General features: G+C 27.8%; 22 protein-coding genes. 2 read left to right on the top strand and 20 right to left on the bottom strand.

Annotated features, from left to right (window positions below):
• Positions 1–10: 10 nt before the first annotated feature.
• Complete coding sequence (rpmF, locus tag ACTTA8_RS02530; protein ID WP_023853776.1) at positions 11–193, bottom strand: 50S ribosomal protein L32; 183 nt, start codon at positions 191–193, stop codon at positions 11–13.
• Between the two features lie 2 nt (positions 194–195).
• Positions 196–663: a ubiquinol-cytochrome C chaperone family protein gene (locus tag ACTTA8_RS02525; protein ID WP_440654139.1), complete on the bottom strand. Its 468-nt coding sequence runs from the start codon at positions 661–663 to the stop codon at positions 196–198.
• Between ACTTA8_RS02525 and bamE the strand changes: the two genes are divergently transcribed.
• Complete coding sequence (gene bamE / locus ACTTA8_RS02520; protein WP_440654137.1) at positions 662–1144, top strand: outer membrane protein assembly factor BamE domain-containing protein; 483 nt, start codon at positions 662–664, stop codon at positions 1142–1144. The genes ACTTA8_RS02525 and bamE overlap by 2 nt on opposite strands.
• On the opposite strand, the gene ACTTA8_RS02515 is transcribed toward bamE, so the two are convergent.
• The 11 genes from ACTTA8_RS02515 to ACTTA8_RS02465 all read right to left on the bottom strand — a co-directional run bounded on the left by ACTTA8_RS02515 (position 1131) and on the right by ACTTA8_RS02465 (position 10659).
• Positions 1131–3236 (bottom strand): sodium-translocating pyrophosphatase, encoded by a 2106-nt coding sequence (locus ACTTA8_RS02515; protein ID WP_440654136.1) that lies wholly within the window; start codon positions 3234–3236, stop codon positions 1131–1133. The genes bamE and ACTTA8_RS02515 overlap by 14 nt on opposite strands.
• Positions 3237–3312: 76 nt before the next feature.
• Positions 3313–4272, bottom strand: coding sequence for a thiamine-phosphate kinase (thiL, locus tag ACTTA8_RS02510; RefSeq protein ID WP_440654135.1), 960 nt, complete (start codon positions 4270–4272; stop codon positions 3313–3315).
• Positions 4265–4666: a transcription antitermination factor NusB gene (locus ACTTA8_RS02505; RefSeq protein ID WP_428080061.1), complete on the bottom strand. Its 402-nt coding sequence runs from the start codon at positions 4664–4666 to the stop codon at positions 4265–4267. The genes thiL and ACTTA8_RS02505 overlap by 8 nt, the downstream gene beginning before the upstream one ends.
• Positions 4663–5052, bottom strand: coding sequence for a 6,7-dimethyl-8-ribityllumazine synthase (gene ribH, locus ACTTA8_RS02500; protein ID WP_440654133.1), 390 nt, complete (start codon positions 5050–5052; stop codon positions 4663–4665). The genes ACTTA8_RS02505 and ribH overlap by 4 nt, the downstream gene beginning before the upstream one ends.
• Entirely contained in the window at positions 5052–6152 is a 1101-nt protein-coding gene (gene ribB / locus ACTTA8_RS02495) for a 3,4-dihydroxy-2-butanone-4-phosphate synthase (protein ID WP_440654132.1), read from the bottom strand. The genes ribH and ribB overlap by 1 nt, the downstream gene beginning before the upstream one ends.
• Entirely contained in the window at positions 6139–6732 is a 594-nt protein-coding gene (locus tag ACTTA8_RS02490; RefSeq protein WP_440654130.1) for a riboflavin synthase, read from the bottom strand. Before ACTTA8_RS02490 ends, ribB begins: the two co-directional genes overlap by 14 nt.
• Positions 6725–7837: a bifunctional diaminohydroxyphosphoribosylaminopyrimidine deaminase/5-amino-6-(5-phosphoribosylamino)uracil reductase RibD gene (gene ribD / locus ACTTA8_RS02485; RefSeq protein ID WP_440654129.1), complete on the bottom strand. Its 1113-nt coding sequence runs from the start codon at positions 7835–7837 to the stop codon at positions 6725–6727. Before ribD ends, ACTTA8_RS02490 begins: the two co-directional genes overlap by 8 nt.
• Positions 7818–8276, bottom strand: a complete 459-nt coding sequence (gene nrdR, locus ACTTA8_RS02480) for a transcriptional regulator NrdR (RefSeq protein WP_075506746.1) — start codon at positions 8274–8276, stop codon at positions 7818–7820. The genes ribD and nrdR overlap by 20 nt, the downstream gene beginning before the upstream one ends.
• A gap of 3 nt (positions 8277–8279) precedes the next feature.
• Positions 8280–9587: a serine hydroxymethyltransferase gene (gene glyA, locus ACTTA8_RS02475; protein ID WP_440654128.1), complete on the bottom strand. Its 1308-nt coding sequence runs from the start codon at positions 9585–9587 to the stop codon at positions 8280–8282.
• A 6-nt stretch (positions 9588–9593) separates the two neighbouring features.
• Positions 9594–10019, bottom strand: a complete 426-nt coding sequence (gene rpiB, locus ACTTA8_RS02470; protein WP_440654127.1) for a ribose 5-phosphate isomerase B — start codon at positions 10017–10019, stop codon at positions 9594–9596.
• A 1-nt stretch (position 10020) separates the two neighbouring features.
• The gene (locus ACTTA8_RS02465) at positions 10021–10659 is read right to left on the bottom strand and encodes an aspartyl/asparaginyl beta-hydroxylase domain-containing protein (protein ID WP_262589157.1); all 639 of its coding nucleotides are present in this window, start codon (positions 10657–10659) and stop codon (positions 10021–10023) included.
• Between the two features lie 73 nt (positions 10660–10732).
• Here ACTTA8_RS02465 and hemB point away from each other — a divergent pair, with 73 nt between their 5' ends.
• Positions 10733–11722 carry a porphobilinogen synthase gene (gene hemB / locus ACTTA8_RS02460; RefSeq protein WP_440654125.1) on the top strand — a complete coding sequence of 330 codons (990 nt, stop codon included), beginning with the start codon at positions 10733–10735 and terminating at the stop codon, positions 11720–11722.
• On the opposite strand, the gene recO is transcribed toward hemB, so the two are convergent.
• Genes recO through ACTTA8_RS02425 form a run of 7 tightly spaced genes read right to left on the bottom strand, consistent with a single transcriptional unit; the run spans position 11723 to position 17195 of the window.
• The gene (gene recO, locus ACTTA8_RS02455; protein ID WP_440654124.1) at positions 11723–12403 is read right to left on the bottom strand and encodes a DNA repair protein RecO; all 681 of its coding nucleotides are present in this window, start codon (positions 12401–12403) and stop codon (positions 11723–11725) included.
• 1 nt (position 12404) lies between these two features.
• Complete coding sequence (gene rnc, locus ACTTA8_RS02450) at positions 12405–13070, bottom strand: ribonuclease III (RefSeq protein ID WP_440654122.1); 666 nt, start codon at positions 13068–13070, stop codon at positions 12405–12407.
• Positions 13070–13807 (bottom strand): signal peptidase I, encoded by a 738-nt coding sequence (gene lepB / locus ACTTA8_RS02445; protein WP_440654120.1) that lies wholly within the window; start codon positions 13805–13807, stop codon positions 13070–13072. Before lepB ends, rnc begins: the two co-directional genes overlap by 1 nt.
• Positions 13807–14190: a holo-ACP synthase gene (gene acpS, locus ACTTA8_RS02440; protein WP_440654118.1), complete on the bottom strand. Its 384-nt coding sequence runs from the start codon at positions 14188–14190 to the stop codon at positions 13807–13809. The genes lepB and acpS overlap by 1 nt, the downstream gene beginning before the upstream one ends.
• A complete protein-coding gene (locus tag ACTTA8_RS02435) occupies positions 14190–14909 on the bottom strand; it encodes a pyridoxine 5'-phosphate synthase (RefSeq protein WP_440654116.1) in 720 nt (239 codons plus the stop codon). Before ACTTA8_RS02435 ends, acpS begins: the two co-directional genes overlap by 1 nt.
• Positions 14906–15493, bottom strand: coding sequence for an orotate phosphoribosyltransferase (gene pyrE, locus ACTTA8_RS02430; RefSeq protein ID WP_075506756.1), 588 nt, complete (start codon positions 15491–15493; stop codon positions 14906–14908). The genes ACTTA8_RS02435 and pyrE overlap by 4 nt, the downstream gene beginning before the upstream one ends.
• The gene (locus ACTTA8_RS02425) at positions 15450–17195 is read right to left on the bottom strand and encodes a RelA/SpoT family protein (protein ID WP_440654115.1); all 1746 of its coding nucleotides are present in this window, start codon (positions 17193–17195) and stop codon (positions 15450–15452) included. Before ACTTA8_RS02425 ends, pyrE begins: the two co-directional genes overlap by 44 nt.
• Positions 17196–17203: the final 8 nt, after the last annotated feature.

Raw genomic sequence — 17203 nt, 5'->3', positions numbered from 1 at the left:
GATTATTATACTATTCTTTTGGGTCTAAAACTTGTCTACCCTTATACATACCAGTTTTTAAATCTAGATGATGAGAAAGCCTATATTCACCTGATTTTTTATCCTCAACTATATTTTTAGTTGAAAATTTCATTGTTTGTGCCCTTCTCATTCCAGTTCTAGAAGGGGTTTGTTTTCGTTTTGGTACAGCCATAATTATGGGTTACTTACACTTTTTAAATAATAATTCAAAGTTTTTTTTGATAAATTTAAGTTAAATTCATCAAAATAATCAAGTAAATCATCAATATTATTAAAATCTTCTAAAAATATTGATAATTTTTCAATTTTATCTGATTTCGGTAAATCGTCCCAAAAATGTATCTCGGAAACCATGGAGTGAAACAAATTAATATAGTCTTTCATTTTTTTGTTTATAGATTGGTCCCCATATCCTATTTCTCTAATGCTCAATTCTAACTGTCTAAAGTTGAAATCATAAATTTCTTGTAAAACTTTTTTATTTTCCTCATTTTTATAGTTTTTAAGAAAAAATGAAAAATGAAGCAAAAATAAAGTTAATCTATCAGAAAAACTGTCTTGTCTATTTAAATCTTTATATAAATCTTTATTTCTAGTGAAATTAATTAAATTGTTATAAATATGTACATAATGACCACTCATGAATAAATTATACATATTTTTATTATTTTTAATACTTTCAAATTGTACTTTCAAACCTGTTGTTAAACATCATGGAGTGCCTTTCTTGGAGAAAAAACAAACAGTTCTAATTGTAAATAAAACTAATAAAAATGATATTAAAAAAATTTTGGGAAATCCTTCAACAACAAGTAAATTTGATAACGATATATGGATTTATATAGAGAGAAAACAAACACAATCAAAAATAAAAAATTTAGGTAGAATGAAAATATTTAAAAACGATGTGTTGGTTTTAGAAATTGATAAATATGGGATTCTTAAAAATAAAGAATTTTATAATAAAGACGATATGCAAAATATAAAAATTGTTGAGGCAACAACAAAAACTGGATTTAGAAAAAAATCTTTTATATATGATTTTATGTCTAGTATGAGACAAAAAATTAATGACCCTCTTGGACAGAGGGCCAAAAAAAGAAAAGAGATTAGGCAGCGATAACAGCCAACAACAATAAAGCTACAATATTTGTAATTTTAATCATTGGATTAACAGCTGGGCCGGCAGTGTCTTTATATGGATCTCCTACAGTATCTCCAGTTACGGCAGCTTTATGTGCCTCTGAACCTTTTCCACCATGATTTCCATCTTCTATATATTTCTTAGCATTGTCCCATGCTCCACCTCCGGCAGTCATAGAAACAGCAACAAACAAACCAGTTATAATTACTCCTAAAAGCATAGCCCCAACTGCAGCTAAAGCTGCAACCTGACCACCTATTGATAGAATTATAAAATACAAAACTACAGGTGATAATACTGGTAACAATGATGGAATTATCATTTCTTTAATTGCTGCAACAGTCAACAAGTCAACTAATTTAGCATAATCAGGTTTTTGTTTTCTTTTCATAATGCCTGGGAATTTTTTAAACTGTCTTCTAACTTCTACTACTACTGCACCACCTGCTCTACCAACAGCTTGCATACCCATAGAACCAAATAAATAAGGTAACATTCCACCAATTAATAAACCAACAACAACATAAGGATTTGATAAATCAAAAGTTACAACTATTCCCTCAAGTGGTGATCCTGCTTCTTTAGAAAAATGTTTAATATCCTCTGTGTACGCTGCAAATAAAACTAGTGCCCCTAAACCAGCAGAACCAATTGCATATCCTTTTGTAACAGCTTTAGTAGTATTACCAACAGCATCAAGTGCATCAGTAGTTTTTCTAACTTTTTTGTCCAAGTTAGACATTTCAGCTATTCCTCCAGCATTATCAGTAACTGGACCATAAGCATCTAACGCAACAACCATTCCAGCTAACGCTAACATTGTTGTAACAGCAATTGCTATACCAAATAGGCCAGCAATAGAATTTGTAATTAAGATACCAGCAACAATGATTAATGCAGGTATTGCTGTTGCTTCCATCGATACAGCTAAACCTTGAATAACATTAGTTCCATGACCGGTTGTTGACGATAAAGCTACTGATTTAACAGGTCTGTAACTTGTTCCTGTGTAATATTCTGTAATCCAGATTAATAAACCAGTAATAACTAAACCAATAACTCCACAGTAATATAAATCCATTCCATTAAATGTATTTCCATTAACAGTGTATTCATTTGTAAAACCAATTACATGATCAGTTACAGGCCAAAGAATAGCTAACGATGCAACAGCAGATACAATAAATCCTTTGTACAATGCGTTCATCACATTATTATCTTTTCCAAGTTTAACAAAGAATGTACCTATAATAGATGTTAACAAACAAGCAGCACCGATTGTAAGAGGGTAGATCATCATATTAAGATCACCTACAAAGAAAATTGATGATAAAACCATAGTTGCAACAATAGTAACAGCATATGTTTCAAATAAATCTGCTGCCATTCCAGCACAGTCACCAACGTTATCTCCAACGTTATCAGCAATTACTGCTGGATTTCTTGGATCATCTTCAGGAATTCCAGCCTCAACTTTACCAACAAGGTCAGCTCCAACATCTGCACCCTTAGTAAAAATACCTCCACCTAATCTCGCAAAAATTGAAATTAAAGAAGCACCAAACCCTAAAGCAACTAGAGCATTCACTATTTCTCTTTCATCTACATCAAATTTCAATAATAAAAAATAATAAACTGCTATTGCTAACAATGCTAAACCAGCAACTAACATACCAGTTACAGCACCAGATTTAAAAGCCACTGAAAGACCTTGAGCTAGACCTTTTCTTGAAGCTTCAGCAGTTCTAACATTAGCTTCTACAGAAACTAACATGCCGACATATCCTGCAATACCAGATAATGCTGCACCTATTAAATAACCAAGACCAACTAATGGGCTAAACGCAATACTAACAATTACAAGAACAGCTGCACCAACAATTGCAATTGTTTTATATTGTCTTGCTAGATAAGCTTTTGCTCCGATTTGAATAGCTGATGCAATATCTTGCATTTTTGCATTTCCTGCACTTGAATTTAAAATGTTTTTTCCGGTTAAAAACCCATAAACGATAGATAAAAAACCTGCTCCGATTGTGTATAATAAAATAGTTTCGACAGTTGCGCTCATATAACCCTTAGTTGTTGGTTGTTAATTTTTTAAGCCCGGACAATACAAAAAAAGTCAAAAAAGACAATAATTAACTTCAAAATTGGTGGATATAACCATCCGCATTATTGGCGATTTCTCTACCTTTTTGATCTAAAATTAAAGACTTATTTTTACCAGATAAAATAGTTCCTATTTTAGAAATTTTTATATCAAGAGATTTACCTAATTTATTTATGATTCTGGCATTTTTAGGTTTAGCAGTAAACAAAATTTGATAATCATCTCCATTAGAAACTAGATCAATTTTTTTTAAATTTTTACTATTGATTAGGTTGTTAAGATTTTTTGATACAGGAATAAATTTCTCATAAATTTTATAAGAAACATTTTGCTTGTTTATTAATTTATTCAAGTCTGCGATTAAACCATCAGATATATCCATAGAACTAGATGCTAAAGAAAGTAAATTTTTAGAAAACTTATTTTGGATATCGGGCATATAATATTTATTAATAAAATACTTCTCTTTAGATTTATTCAACTTAATTTTATTTTTTAAAACTTGAAGTCCAATAAAACTATCACCTAAATTTCCTGTAACATATATATCATTATTTACATTAGATTGATTTCTATAGATTATTTTTTTTGAATATCCAACTGAAGTTATTGTAAAGCTAAGTTTATTAGAAAAAGTTGTATCCCCTCCTCCTAGTAATAAATCATATTTTTTCTGCTCTTCCCTTAAAGAATTGGATATTTTTTTAAGATTATTTTTTGTAAAATTTTTTTTGTTCCCTGATCCAGCAATAAAATAATATTTTGGCTCTACTCCTTTACAAATTAAATCAGAAATTGAAGATCTTAAAATCTTTTTAATAACTAAATCTGGTCTTTTAAAATCAATAAAATGTGTACCTATGTTGTATGTATCTACTGAAATAACTAATCCTTTTTTTTTATCAAAAAAAACATCATCGTTTAAATTTAAAGCTGCTTTATTTTTTTTAGAAATATTAGAAAAATAATTGTTTATAAGTTCAAATTCATGCATTTGTTCTTAATTTTTTTCCAACATTATCGAGCAAAGCATTTAGATACTTAGTTTGTGAATTTTCTAAGAAATAATTTGATGAATTCAAATACTCTTTAATAATGATGTTTAAGGATAAATTAGGTTTGTACATTAATTCATATGTAGCAGCTTTTAAAATAGTTTGAAAAACCTTATCTAAATTTTCAAAGACAAATTCTTCACCTAATTTGTTTTTTAATTCATCTATAATTAGATCATTTCTTTCAATAGTTCCAAGTACAATATCTTTAATAAATTTTTTAAATCTGTGTTTTGGAAACTGTAGTTCATCGTCTTCGTTATAAAATTTACCATAGAGTTTTTGAATTATTATAACCCTAGGATTATTTTTTGGATTAAAATGTGTTCTCATTTTTGAGATAAAACAGAAATTACTGCTTCAGCTGCTTCCGCACCCTTTTTTTTTCTGGCTTTTGCTTGAGACATATTCAAGCAAGTAATTATTCCATTCCCAATTGGTTTTTTACTTAAAATTGATAATTCCATAATACCATTTGTTGCTGCTTGAGAAATAAAATCAAAGTGAGGAGTTTGACCTTTAATCACACAGCCTAAAGCTAAAAAAGCATCATACTTATTTATATTTCTTGAAATAGTCACTGGGATTTCAAAAGCTCCTGGAACGTTAATAACTTTTATATTATTTTTTTTTGAGATTAATTTTAAAGCACTTTTAAGTAATCCATCTGCAATATCTTTGTAATAATCTGCTATAACAACCAAAATTTTTTTCTTCATTATATCAATTCTTGTTTAGTAATTTTTATACCATAACCATCTAAACCAATAACTTTTTTTGGAGATTTTGTGATTAATATCATATTTTTAATTTTAAGATCTTTTATAATTTGAGCACCAATTCCATAATTTCTTATTAATTTGTCATTACCCTTTTTATAAAAATCTTTATTTTTATAATCTTTCAAAGTTTGTGTTACAGATTTTAAATTAGAATCTTTAATAAAGACTAATACACAATTGTTATATTTTTTAAAATAATTTAAAGTTTTGTTAAATGAGTTTGGTAATTGTTGATTAATTAAATAATTTTGAACCACATTTGAAGAGATTACTCTTACCCTTGGGGCAATACCCATTTTTATTTTTCCTTTAATTAAAGCAAAATGTTCTGCACCATCAATTAAATTTTCATAAATTCGAATATTATACTTTTGATCTTTTACAATTATTGAGCTTTGTTTTTTTAGTTTAATTAATTTTTCTTTTTTAAGTCTATAAGCAATCAAATCTTCAATCTTGCCTATTTTAAGTTTATGCTTATTGGCAAAATTAAATAAATCCTTACCTTTGGCCATTGTTCCATCTTCATTCATAATTTCACAAATAACAGCTGAATTATTTTTTTTTGCCAATTTTGAAATATCAACTGAAGCTTCTGTATGACCAGCTCTAACAAGGACACCTCCATCTTTTGCTATTATTGGAAACACATGACCTGGAGATACAATTTCATTTTTGTTAGCATTTTTCTTTGAAGCAACTTTAATTGTTTTAGCTCTATCCTTTGCTGAAATTCCTGTTGTAATTCCTCTTTTTGCTTCAATAGATATTGTAAATGCAGTTTTATTTCTTGATTGATTAATTGGTGACATTAATGAAAGGTTTAATTTTTTAGCCTGAACACTATCGAGAGCTAAACAAATTAAACCTCTGCCATACTTAGCCATAAAATTTATATTTTTTGAATTAGTATCCGATGTCGATATTACTAAATCGCCTTCATTTTCTCTTTTTTCATCGTCAACCAATATGAACATCCCGCCTTTTCTGGCAATGTTGATAATAGTTTCAATTGATGCAAAATTATTTTTTATCATTAAAATAATTTCTTACATATTTAGACAAGATATCAATCTCAATATTTACCAAACTAGATTTATTTAAAGTAGATAAATTAGTTTCTTTATACGTGTGAGGAATAATCCAAATTTGAAAACCTTTTTTTGTAATTTTTGAAATTGTAAGAGAGATACCATTTACACATATTGACGCCTTCTCTATTAGATGTTTTCTTTCCTTTTTTGGTATCTCAAAATCAAAAAGATAAGATTTATCTATTTTATTAATACTATTAACTTTTCCAACCGTATCAACATGTCCTTGGCAAATATGACCAGAAATTTTAGTTCCATATTTCAAAGGTAACTCTAAGTTCAAAACATCATTTGTTTTGAGAAATTTAAATTTGGACCTAACTAAAGTTTCATTAGATAAATAAAACTCCATTATTTTTGACTTATACGAAATTAATGTGAGACATACCCCGTCACATGCAACTGATAATCCCATATCTTTTGATGAAACCTTTAAGTTGCTTTTAACAAATATATTAATACCTTTTGGTCTTTTGGTAATTCTTTTGACAGTACCTTGGTTATATATAATTCCGTTAAACATAATTTTTATATAAATCTATTTTATCTTTTTTTAATTTCAGATTTAGTTTTGACTTATATCTATATTTTGATTTTAAAGTATTTAAACTGTTAAATTTAACAAATTCTGTATTTTTAGATAAATTATTCGAACTTTTAAACAAATAAAATTTATTAAAAATTTTATCATTTATGAATGATTTTGTAAGTTTATCTCCACCTTCAACCAATAAATTTCTACTTCCTAAGGAATAAAGTTTTTTTAATATCTCTTTTAATTTGAATTCTCTATTTTTATTAATTTTAGATTTGATTAATAAGACTTTTTTAGATTTAAATAATGAGATTTTTGATTTTATTGCTTTGTTATAAAAAATAATTGTTTTTACTTTAGTTGCTGATTTTATTAAGTAAGAGTTTGGATTAGAATTTAGCTTATTATCCAAAATAACTCTTATAGGTGAAAAATTATTTTTGTTTTTAAGTCTACAATTAAGTTTTGGATTATCTTTATTTAAGGTTTTGTATGAAATTAATATCGTATCATTTTTATATCTTAAAAAATGCGAAAATTTATCAGAATAAATATTAGTAATTTTTTGCTTTTCTTTACTATAAATTAAACTGTTCTTTGAAACTGCAATTTTACCTGTAACAAAAGGTATTTTATTTTTTCTATTAAAAAAATAAGGATAGTAAAACCGACTAATTTCTTTTTTTAAAAGATTTTTTCCAACTTTTATTTTACTTGATTTTAAAACTTTAAAAGATTTGCCACTAACACGTTCGTCAATATCAGAAATTGAATAAATAACTTCTGATATTTTTGATTTAATTATTAAATTTGTACAAGGTGGTGTTTTTCCTCTATGACAACACGGTTCTAATGTGACATAAATCTTTGATCCAGCAACATTTTCAATAGAGTCTTTAATTGCATTTCGTTCAGCATGAGGTCTTCCATCAAGTGAAGTCTGTCCTATAGATATAATTTTATTATTTTTAACAATTACACATCCAACAGATGGATTTGTACCAGTTAAACCTTCGCGTGCAATTGCCAAATTAAGGGCAATTTGCATGAATTGTTTATCTTTACTGGTAAATTTATCTTTTTTTGTAGACATCTAATCTGTCCACGAATTGTACAAAGTCTTTTTCTTCTCTAAAATTTCTATAAACGGAAGCAAAACGCACATATGCTACAGGATCAAGCTCTTTTAATCCTTCCATAACCATTGTTCCAATTGTACTTGTTGATATTTCTGTTTGTCCAAGTTCTTCTAATGATCTTGAGATTTTACTTATAAATTTTTCTGCAGTTTCAGTATCAATTGGTCTCTTTTTTAATGCTATATAGATTGATTTAGATAATTTATCCCTATCAAAAGAAGATTTTCTTCCATTTTTTTTAACAACCATTAATTCTCTAAATTGAATTCTTTCAAAGGTAGTAAATCTTTCACCACATATACATAATCGTCTTCTTCTGATTGCAGTTCCATCTTCGGTTGGTCTAGAATCTACAACTGATGTATCACCTTTTTTTTCACAAGGACAAATCATTATTTATAAATTTTTATATATTGGAAATGATGAGGTTAGATTAATAACTTCATTTCTTACTTCATTTTCAACTTTACTGTTATCATCAGGATTTTCAGATAAACCTTTAATAGTTTTTGTTATCAATTCACCTACAGTTTTAAATTCATTTAATCCAAATCCACGTGTAGTAGCCGCTTGAGTGCCCAGTCTAATTCCCGACGTAATCATTGGTTTCTCTGTATCAAATGGTATTCCATTTTTATTACATGTTATGTTAGCTCTTGATAGACTTTCCGCTGCAAGATTTCCTTTAACATTAAAAGGTCTTAAGTCAACAAGCATTAAATGGGTATCAGTTCCATCTGAATAAATTTTAAACCCATTGTTTTTTAAAGTTTCAGCTAAGATTTTTGCATTAGCTAAAACGGATTTTATATAATCTTGAAATTCTGGTTGAAGAGCTTCTAGAAAACCAGCAGCTTTAGCAGCAATAATATGCATCAAAGGTCCTCCTTGATAACCAGGGAAAACAGCTGTGTTAAACTTTTTACCAAGCTCCTCATCATTAGATAAAATTATTCCACCTCTTGCACTTCTAAAAACTTTGTGTGTAGTTGAAGTTACAACATGAGCATAATCACATGGATTTGGATAACCCTTACCAGCTACAAGTCCTGAGAAATGTGCCATATCAACCATTAAATAGGCTCCTACCTTATCAGCTATTTCTCTAAATCTTTTAAAATCTATTACTCTAGAATAAGCGCTGCCGCCTGCTATTATTAATTTAGGCTTGTGTTCTAAAGCAAGTCTTTCAACATTATCATAATCAATAAGCTCAGACTCTTTATCAACGTCATAACCTATTGCGTTAAACCATTTACCTGACATAGATATTTTCAATCCGTGTGTTATGTGTCCACCTGAATTTAAACTCATTCCCATAAATGTATCTCCAGGATTTAACAAAGCTAAAAATACAGCACCATTTGCTTGAGCTCCAGAGTGAGGTTGTGCATTTGCATATTTACAATTAAATAATTTTTTTAATCTCTCAATTGCAAGACTTTCTGCAACATCTACATGTTCGCAACCATTATAGTATCTTTTTCCAGGATATCCTTCGGCATACTTATTAGTTAAAACTGATCCTTGAGCTTCAAGAACTGCTTGTGAAACTATATTTTCTGATGCAATTAATTCTATATGTTGTTGTTGTCTTAAGAGTTCGTCTTTTATAGTTTTATATAATTCAGGGTCCTTGCTTGACAAACCATCCTCAAAGAAACTCTTATAACTATCGTTTAAATAACTTTTTTCACTAGACATAATTAACTATATTTTTTTTACTCTTTTTAAGTGTCTCCCACCTTCGAACTTTGTATTTAAAAAAATGCTAATAAATTTTAATGCATTTTTTTTAGTTAGTAATCTAGAACCTAATGTAATGATATTTGCATCATTATGCAATCTAGATAATTTAGTCGATTTTTCATTAAAGCATTGAGCTGCTCTAACATTTTTATGTTTATTTGCCGCAATATTCATTCCGGTTCCTGATCCACATACCAAAATACCAATATTTTTTTTAGATGAATTTACTTTTCTTGCAACTTTATGTGCATAATCTGGGTAATCAACGCTATTCTCATTTGAAGTACCAAGATCTTCGAAATTAATTTTTTTCTTTTCTAAATAAATTTTAATTGCTTCTTTAAGTTTAAAACCTGCGTGATCTGAAGAAATAAATATCTTTTTCAAATTAATTGAATTTATAATCTAACACACAAGCAACAAGGTGAACTCTATTTTCTTCTCCACCATTAAATGCATTATGATATTTTGTGTTATTAGTCACCCAGACAGAACCATCTGCAGGCATATGTTTTGCAACATTATCTATAACCATTAAGCATCCAGGATTAGTTACAATTGGAATGTGTAATCTTGGTTCTGGATCTCTATGCCAACTTAAAGTTGACCTTGGTTCTTTTAATAAAATTCTTACTCTACCCAATTTATATTTACTTGATAAAACATCATAAACTTCTTTAAAATAAGTATTCTCATAATCTTTTATAAATTCAGAATAAGCTGCTTCATCAATTTCAACATCTCTAGAAACCTCTTTTCCAGTTTTATCAGGTTTAGTCCAGTAAACACCTCTAGCTTTATTTCCTTTGATTGAATCAGGATCACCAGGAATTTGAGTTAATGAAATTGCTCCAAAGTGTGTTATCCCAGCATCTTCGAATTTTTTTGTCTTAATAATTTGGTTATAGGCCTCTTGAAGTTTATTTATATCAAATTTCAAGTTTTGTTTTTGAAAATCACTAAAATCTAAAATTCTTTCTTCTTTTTTTAGGTTTAGGTTTACAACTTTTGTGTTATCAATGCTCATAAAAATGGTTTTGTACTTAATTTAAGAGTTATTTGTATAATACATTTGTCGCATTAATAAAGTAAATTTAAACATGATTGTGGGAAAATATCCAAACCTAAGATTAAGAAGAAACAGAAAATCTTCTTGGACTAGAAAACTAATACAGGAAAATACCCTAAGTCCTAATGATTTTATTCTTCCAATTTTTCTTATTGATGGAGTAAATAAAAAACAACAAATAAAATCGATGCCTGGTGTCTACAGGTATTCAGTTGATAGAATCAGTCAAATTATTGACAAAGCGATAAGCAAAGGAATTCCAATGGTTGCTCTTTTCCCAAACACAAAAAAATCATTAAAAAATGAACTAGGATCAGAAGCACTCAATGAAAATAATCTTGTTTGTAGAGCATCAAGAATGATTAAAAAAAAATATAAAAATCAAATTGGAATTATGTGTGATGTTGCACTGGATCCTTATACCTCTCATGGACATGACGGATTAATCAAATTTGATAAAATTTTGAATGATGAAACAATCCAAGTTTTAATAAACCAATCTTTACTTCAAGCCGAAATGGGTTGTGATGTTTTAGCTCCATCAGATATGATGGATGGAAGGATTGGTAAAATTAGAAAAGCTATCGATCAAAACAATTTTCAAGAAGTTCAGATTTTATCTTATGCAGCAAAATATGCATCCAGCTTTTATGGTCCCTTTAGGGATGCTGTGGGGTCAAAGAGTTCATTAAAAGGAGACAAAAAAACATATCAAATGGATTTTAGAAACTCTAATGAATCATTAAGAGAAGTTGCTTTAGATATAAAAGAAGGAGCTGATATGGTTATGGTTAAACCAGGAATGCCATATTTAGATATAATTAAATCAATTAAAGAAAAATTCAAAATTCCAGTTTTTGCGTATCAAGTATCTGGTGAGTATAGTCTAATAGAAAATGCTATTAATAAAAACCTTGTAAGTAAAGATGCAGTGTATGAAAGTTTAGTGGCTTTCAAAAGAGCTGGTGCAAATGCGATTGTAAGTTATTACGCTGATCGAATTGACAAAATAATAGAGTAATCACCTTAAAGTATTAAGAAATAACAATCTATTATTTGGAAAATTAATATTGTTTGGTTTTAAAATTGTTTTATCTAGATAATCATTAACTAACTTCAAACCTTTTAATAAAATTTTAATATCTTCAACATCTTTGTCTTTTTCAATAAGAAAGTTTGGAACATATTTTTTTTCATTTGATGATGAAACATAGTAAACAGTTTCGTTATTTTCGGTATCTTTCTCTACTAAGTTTTCTAATTCTAAATCATAACCTAATATTTTTAGCAATTCTAATTCCCAAAAAATATATTTTTTTAACCAATTTTTATCTTGTAAAATTAAAAAGAAATTTTGAATTATGAAAAAAACTTTTTCATTGGATTGTGCGTCTGCTGTTAAAATTTTAATCAAATTCATTGCTGAAGTTAAGCATGATAATTTTTGTCTATCATCAAAATAAAAAGGGCTGTAAGCATTTAAAATTTCAACTTTAAAATAGCCAATCCTATTTTCATTTTTTGAATTATAATTAACATGCAATTTATTTCCTATTTGAAGATAATTTTTTATTTTTTTTGATGTTCCACCAAATATAATGCCTGATACTTTACCTTTTTCTTTGGTGAAAATTTCTACAATCAAGGAGTTTTCGTTATATCTATTTTTACTTAACAAAAAACCTTCATCAGACCAATTCATATTATTTATTGAAACTTTTTAAACACTCTGTAGCAGCACTTTGCTCAGCATTTTTTTTGGAATTACCAACGCCAATAAAGTATTTTGTATTTGGTAATTTTACTCCTACTTTAAATATAGGTTTGTGTCTTGGTCCAGTGTTTGAGATTAATTTATACTTAGGAAGACTTTTAAATTTTTTTAATGTTTGTTCTTGTAACTTTGTTTTGGCGTCAATTTCGGTAACAATGCTATCGCTAATTTTTTCTTCCCACTGCTTTAAAATAAATTTTTCAACAATATTAAAACCTTTATCAAGATAAATTGCTCCTATTAAAGCTTCGCAACTATCTGCAATAATTTTATCTTCAATTTTTATTTTTTTATTTCTTGGATTAAAAGTTTTTATATATTTTTCTAAATTAATAGATTTTGCAATTTCAAGACAAGATTTTTTATTAACAAGTGAAGCAAATTTCTTATCAAGTATTCCCTCTTTTTCGTTCGGATAAATTTCTAATAATTTTTTAGCCATGACCAGTCCTAGTACACGATCACCTAAAAATTCAATTTTCTCATTATTTTTAGAGGAATTAAAACTTTTATGAGTAAGAGATTGGTCTAATAAATTTTTATTTTTAAAAACTATATTTATTTTTTTTTCAAGTTCTTGATACTTTATTTTCATTAATTAATAACATTAAAGGTTCTTTTAAATCTTATAGATTTATGCCATTTCCAAAATTCAATAAAACTTCCTATTTTTTTATCAGATGAAAAAAAAATAAATTGAGCCTTACCAACTAAGTTATCTTTATGAACATAACCAACACTTGAAAGAAATCTGCTATCTTTAGAGCAATCCCTATTATCACCTAAAAAGAAATAATGATCATCTGGAACTGTAAAAACATCGGAATTTTGATAAGTATAATTTTTTAAATAAACTGTATGAAATTTTTTACCATTAGGTAATTTTTCCTCAAACTTTAAGACATCAATTGTTGTGTCACCACAATAAATTTTTGTTTTAAGTGGGATTTTAGATTTAAGTATTTCACTACTATTTAAATATAGATTGGCATCAATAAACTGGATTTTATCTCCTGGCAGCCCAATTAAACGTTTTATATAATCTGTTTTATTGTCAGCTGGTGTTTTAAATACAATTACATCCCCTCTTTCAGGACTTTTAAACATTATTCTTTTACTAAGTATTGGCGGACTAAAAGGAAAAGAATGTTTACTATATCCATATGAATATTTCGTAACAAATAATCTGTCACCTACAAGTAATGTGGGTTCCATTGAAGAAGAAGGTATATAAAAAGGTTGCACTAAAAGTGATCTAATGATTACTGCAATTATCAAAGCGTAAAATAAAGTTTTTATATTTTCTGCAAAGAAGTTTTTATCTAGTTTCATTATGATTGAATAATAGTAAATGCTGTTGAATATTTTTTTTCATCAGAAATGGATAGAAAACAATTATATTTTTTAATTTTAAATTTGTTTTGGATCATTTTGGTGATTTTTTTATTTGCAACATAATTTGGTTTACCCATTTTATCGTTAACTACTTCTATATCTTTAAAGTTCAATTTCATTCTAAATCCGGTACCCAAAGCTTTTGCAAATGCTTCTTTTGCTGCAAATCTTTTTGAAAAAAAGGCCACTTTATTCTTTATTAAGTTTGATTGTCTTTGTTCTCTCACACTATAAACTCGATTAATAAAAGATTTATTTTTTATAGCTTCTTTAATTCTTTTATTTTCAATTATATCAACTCCAATACCTAAAATTTTCATTAATTTTTAATAATTTTTTTAAAATCTTTAATTACTTTGGGTAGACCATAAAATATCGACTCTCCAATAATAAAATGTCCTATGTTGAATTCCTCGATTTCTTTAATTTTTGTTAAAATTTTAGTCGTCTTGTAATCTAAACCATGACCTGCATGTACTTTTATGTCTAGCTTACATGCAAGTTTTGAGCTTTTTTTAATTCTATTTAATTCGCTTGAAAAATTTTTATGCGATTTAACATAATTAGCTAGTTTTCCAGTGTGAATTTCAACACAATCCACATTTAATTTTTTTGAAAGTTTAATATCATTTAAGTTGGGATTGATAAATAAACTAGTTCTAATATTTGACTTTTTAAATTTAAAAATTATTTCTTTTAATTTTTTATAATTATCTTTTAGATTTAAACCACCTTCTGTGGTTATTTCTTTTCTGTTTTCTGGAACAATGCAAATGTAATTTGGTTTATATCTTAAAGCTTTTTTAATTATTTCACTATTCATTGAGACTTCAAGATTCACTAACACTTTATTCAAAGCACAAATCTCTTTAGTATCTAAATCATTTATGTGTCTTCTATCTTCTCTCAAATGAATAGTTACGGAGTCTGCACCCAATTTTATAACTTTTTTTGCTGCAAAAACTGGATTAGGATGTTTTTCACCACGTGCATTACGCAGTGTTGCAATATGATCTATATTTACACCTAGTCTTTTCACTTAATAAATCTACTTCCTGGAGTGGTAATGGGAATTGATTTTAGAGATTTAGGTATATTTTTAAGGTTGTAGCTAGGCACATCTATTTTTAAATGAGAAACAATTTTATTTTTTATTTTCAGAGATTTTTTTGTTGATCTGTCAATTATAGAAGCAAATCCAACAAGTCTTGCATTTGATTTTTTAATAAGTTTTACGCATTCCAAACTAGATTTACCTGTCGTAATCACATCTTCTATAATTAAAACTCTTGCTCCTTTTTTTATACTAAAACCTCTTCTGAGAGTAAATTTTCCATTCACCCTTTCACAAAAAATTGTTTCTTTTTTTAAAATTTTACCAATTTCATAACCTATTATTACACCACCCATAGCAGGAGCGAGTATTAAATCTATTTTTTTAAAATTTTTTTTAATTTTATTTGCTAGTGATTTGCAAATTTTTTCAGCTAAATAAGGAAAGCTTAAAAGTTTAGCACATTGAATATACTTTGGAGAGTGTAGTCCTGAGGATAAAACAAAATGTCCTTCTAATAACGCATCAGTCTTTTTTAAAATATTTAAGGATTTTTTGAGTGAAAGCATTTCTTTTTTCTTCGTGTCTAATTATCTTAAATTTTATACCTTTTTGCTTTAGCTCTGCAATAAAATTTGTAAAATTCTTAAGATTTCTGATTATTAATCTAAATTTAAAATTAATATAGTTTGGATTTTTACCCGCCATCTCTAAATTAGAAATGTTAAGTTTATGACTTCCAATTAAAGAACTTATATCGCCAAGTTGACCAGGTTTATCAGGCAATGAAATCCAAAGTGTAGTGTTATATTTTTTTGTTTTTTCCTCTTTTTGTTCACCTTTATCATGCCAATATCTTCTAACAGCAGCTCTTGCTTTACCTGTTTTGGTAGAAGGTATCCAATGCAAAGATGGTGAACTATTTTTAGATGTGAGAATGTTAACCCTATCACCATTTCTTAATATTGTTTGCAATTCACAGTTATTTCCATTTACTTCACAACCAATTGCAGAATTACCAATTTTAGTGTGAACAGCATAAGCAAAATCAATTGCTGTTGCATCTTTTGGTAATTTAATTACAGATCCTTTTGGTGTGAAGCAAAAAACATTTTCCTGAAACATTTGAAGCTTTGTATATTCATAAGAATCCTCAGGATTTTCATTTTTTTCGATAATCTCCACTAAATCTTTTAACCAATCATACTCTTTCCAACTTAATGAATTAAATTTTTCAGAAGATTTATATTGCCAATGCGATGCAACACCTCTTTGTGCAAAGTCATGCATTTCTTTAGTTCTAATTTGAATCTCTATAGGCTTTTTATTTGAACCAATAACTGAAGTATGAATTGACTTATATCCATTTATTTTGGGCGAAGAAATGTAGTCTTTAAATTTACCAGGAATACAGTTCCATTTCTTATGAAATATACCAAGAGTTTTATAACAGTCATCAATAGTATCTAATATAATTCTAAAGCCAATGATGTCTGTTATCTGCTCTAATGAAACTCTTTTTTTTTGAACTTTTCTCCATATTGAAAATGGAGTTTTTTCTCTTCCATAAATTTCAGCATTAATTTCGTGATCATTCAATATTTCACTGAGTTCATATGATTGTTCTTCAAAAATATCTTTTCTATCTAATTTTATTTCATCAAGTTTTTTTTTTATTAATTTTCTTGCATCGTAATTTAAAATTTCAAACGATAAATCTTCAAGCTCATCACGTATTCTGTGCATACCCATTCTGTCTGCCAATGGAGCATAAATTTCCATTGTTTCTTGAGCAATCCTTTGTCTTTTTTCCACTTTAGTAATTGCTTTAATCGTTCTCATGTTGTGCAATCTGTCTGCAATTTTTACTAACAAAACTCTGATATCTTTAGATGTTGCTAAAATTAATTTTCTAAAATTTTCTACTTTAGAATTTGATCCAGCTGTATTTTCAAAAACAGATATTTTAGTGACACCATCTACTAAGTCAGCAACCTCATCACCAAATTCAGCTTTTAATGTTTCATAAGTTGCAAAGGTATCTTCAATAGTGTCATGCAATAACCCAGTGGCAATTGTAGCACTGTCTAATTTTAACTCTGTTAAAATATTTGCAACTTCAATTGGATGTACAGAGTAAGGATCACCGGAAGCTCTCTTTTGACTCTTATGGGCCTTTACAGCAAAATTATAAGCTTTATCTAATTTTTCAGGATTTAAAAATTTATTATAATTTTTAACTTTATTAATTAGTTCATTAGAATTTAGCATAACCCTAT

Source organism: Candidatus Pelagibacter sp. HIMB1506, from assembly GCF_052047935.1.
Classification (GTDB): Bacteria; Pseudomonadota; Alphaproteobacteria; order Pelagibacterales; family Pelagibacteraceae; genus Pelagibacter.
The sequence above is the reverse complement of the archived record's forward strand: the minus strand, read 5'-3'. Positions and strand labels throughout refer to the sequence as shown.

Bases quoted from the DNA above. Each gene is read 5' to 3' on its own strand.
- ACTTA8_RS02425 (WP_440654115.1), bottom strand. From the start codon at position 17,195: ATGCTAAATTCTAATGAACTAATTAATAAAGTTAAAAATTATAATAAA.
- hemB (WP_440654125.1), top strand. From the start codon at position 10,733: ATGATTGTGGGAAAATATCCAAACCTAAGATTAAGAAGAAACAGAAAA.
- ACTTA8_RS02505 (WP_428080061.1), bottom strand. From the start codon at position 4,666: ATGAGAACACATTTTAATCCAAAAAATAATCCTAGGGTTATAATAATT.
- nrdR (WP_075506746.1), bottom strand. From the start codon at position 8,276: ATGATTTGTCCTTGTGAAAAAAAAGGTGATACATCAGTTGTAGATTCT.
- ribB (WP_440654132.1), bottom strand. From the start codon at position 6,152: ATGATAAAAAATAATTTTGCATCAATTGAAACTATTATCAACATTGCC.
- ACTTA8_RS02490 (WP_440654130.1), bottom strand. From the start codon at position 6,732: ATGTTTAACGGAATTATATATAACCAAGGTACTGTCAAAAGAATTACC.
- rnc (WP_440654122.1), bottom strand. From the start codon at position 13,070: ATGAAAATAAAGTATCAAGAACTTGAAAAAAAAATAAATATAGTTTTT.
- acpS (WP_440654118.1), bottom strand. From the start codon at position 14,190: ATGAAAATTTTAGGTATTGGAGTTGATATAATTGAAAATAAAAGAATT.
- rpmF (WP_023853776.1), bottom strand. From the start codon at position 193: ATGGCTGTACCAAAACGAAAACAAACCCCTTCTAGAACTGGAATGAGA.
- ACTTA8_RS02515 (WP_440654136.1), bottom strand. From the start codon at position 3,236: ATGAGCGCAACTGTCGAAACTATTTTATTATACACAATCGGAGCAGGT.
- ACTTA8_RS02525 (WP_440654139.1), bottom strand. From the start codon at position 663: ATGAGTGGTCATTATGTACATATTTATAACAATTTAATTAATTTCACT.
- ACTTA8_RS02465 (WP_262589157.1), bottom strand. From the start codon at position 10,659: ATGAGCATTGATAACACAAAAGTTGTAAACCTAAACCTAAAAAAAGAA.
- thiL (WP_440654135.1), bottom strand. From the start codon at position 4,272: ATGCATGAATTTGAACTTATAAACAATTATTTTTCTAATATTTCTAAA.
- ribH (WP_440654133.1), bottom strand. From the start codon at position 5,052: ATGAAGAAAAAAATTTTGGTTGTTATAGCAGATTATTACAAAGATATT.
- bamE (WP_440654137.1), top strand. From the start codon at position 662: ATGAATAAATTATACATATTTTTATTATTTTTAATACTTTCAAATTGT.
- ribD (WP_440654129.1), bottom strand. From the start codon at position 7,837: ATGTCTACAAAAAAAGATAAATTTACCAGTAAAGATAAACAATTCATG.
- pyrE (WP_075506756.1), bottom strand. From the start codon at position 15,493: ATGCTTTCACTCAAAAAATCCTTAAATATTTTAAAAAAGACTGATGCG.
- lepB (WP_440654120.1), bottom strand. From the start codon at position 13,807: ATGAAACTAGATAAAAACTTCTTTGCAGAAAATATAAAAACTTTATTT.
- recO (WP_440654124.1), bottom strand. From the start codon at position 12,403: ATGAATTGGTCTGATGAAGGTTTTTTGTTAAGTAAAAATAGATATAAC.
- glyA (WP_440654128.1), bottom strand. From the start codon at position 9,587: ATGTCTAGTGAAAAAAGTTATTTAAACGATAGTTATAAGAGTTTCTTT.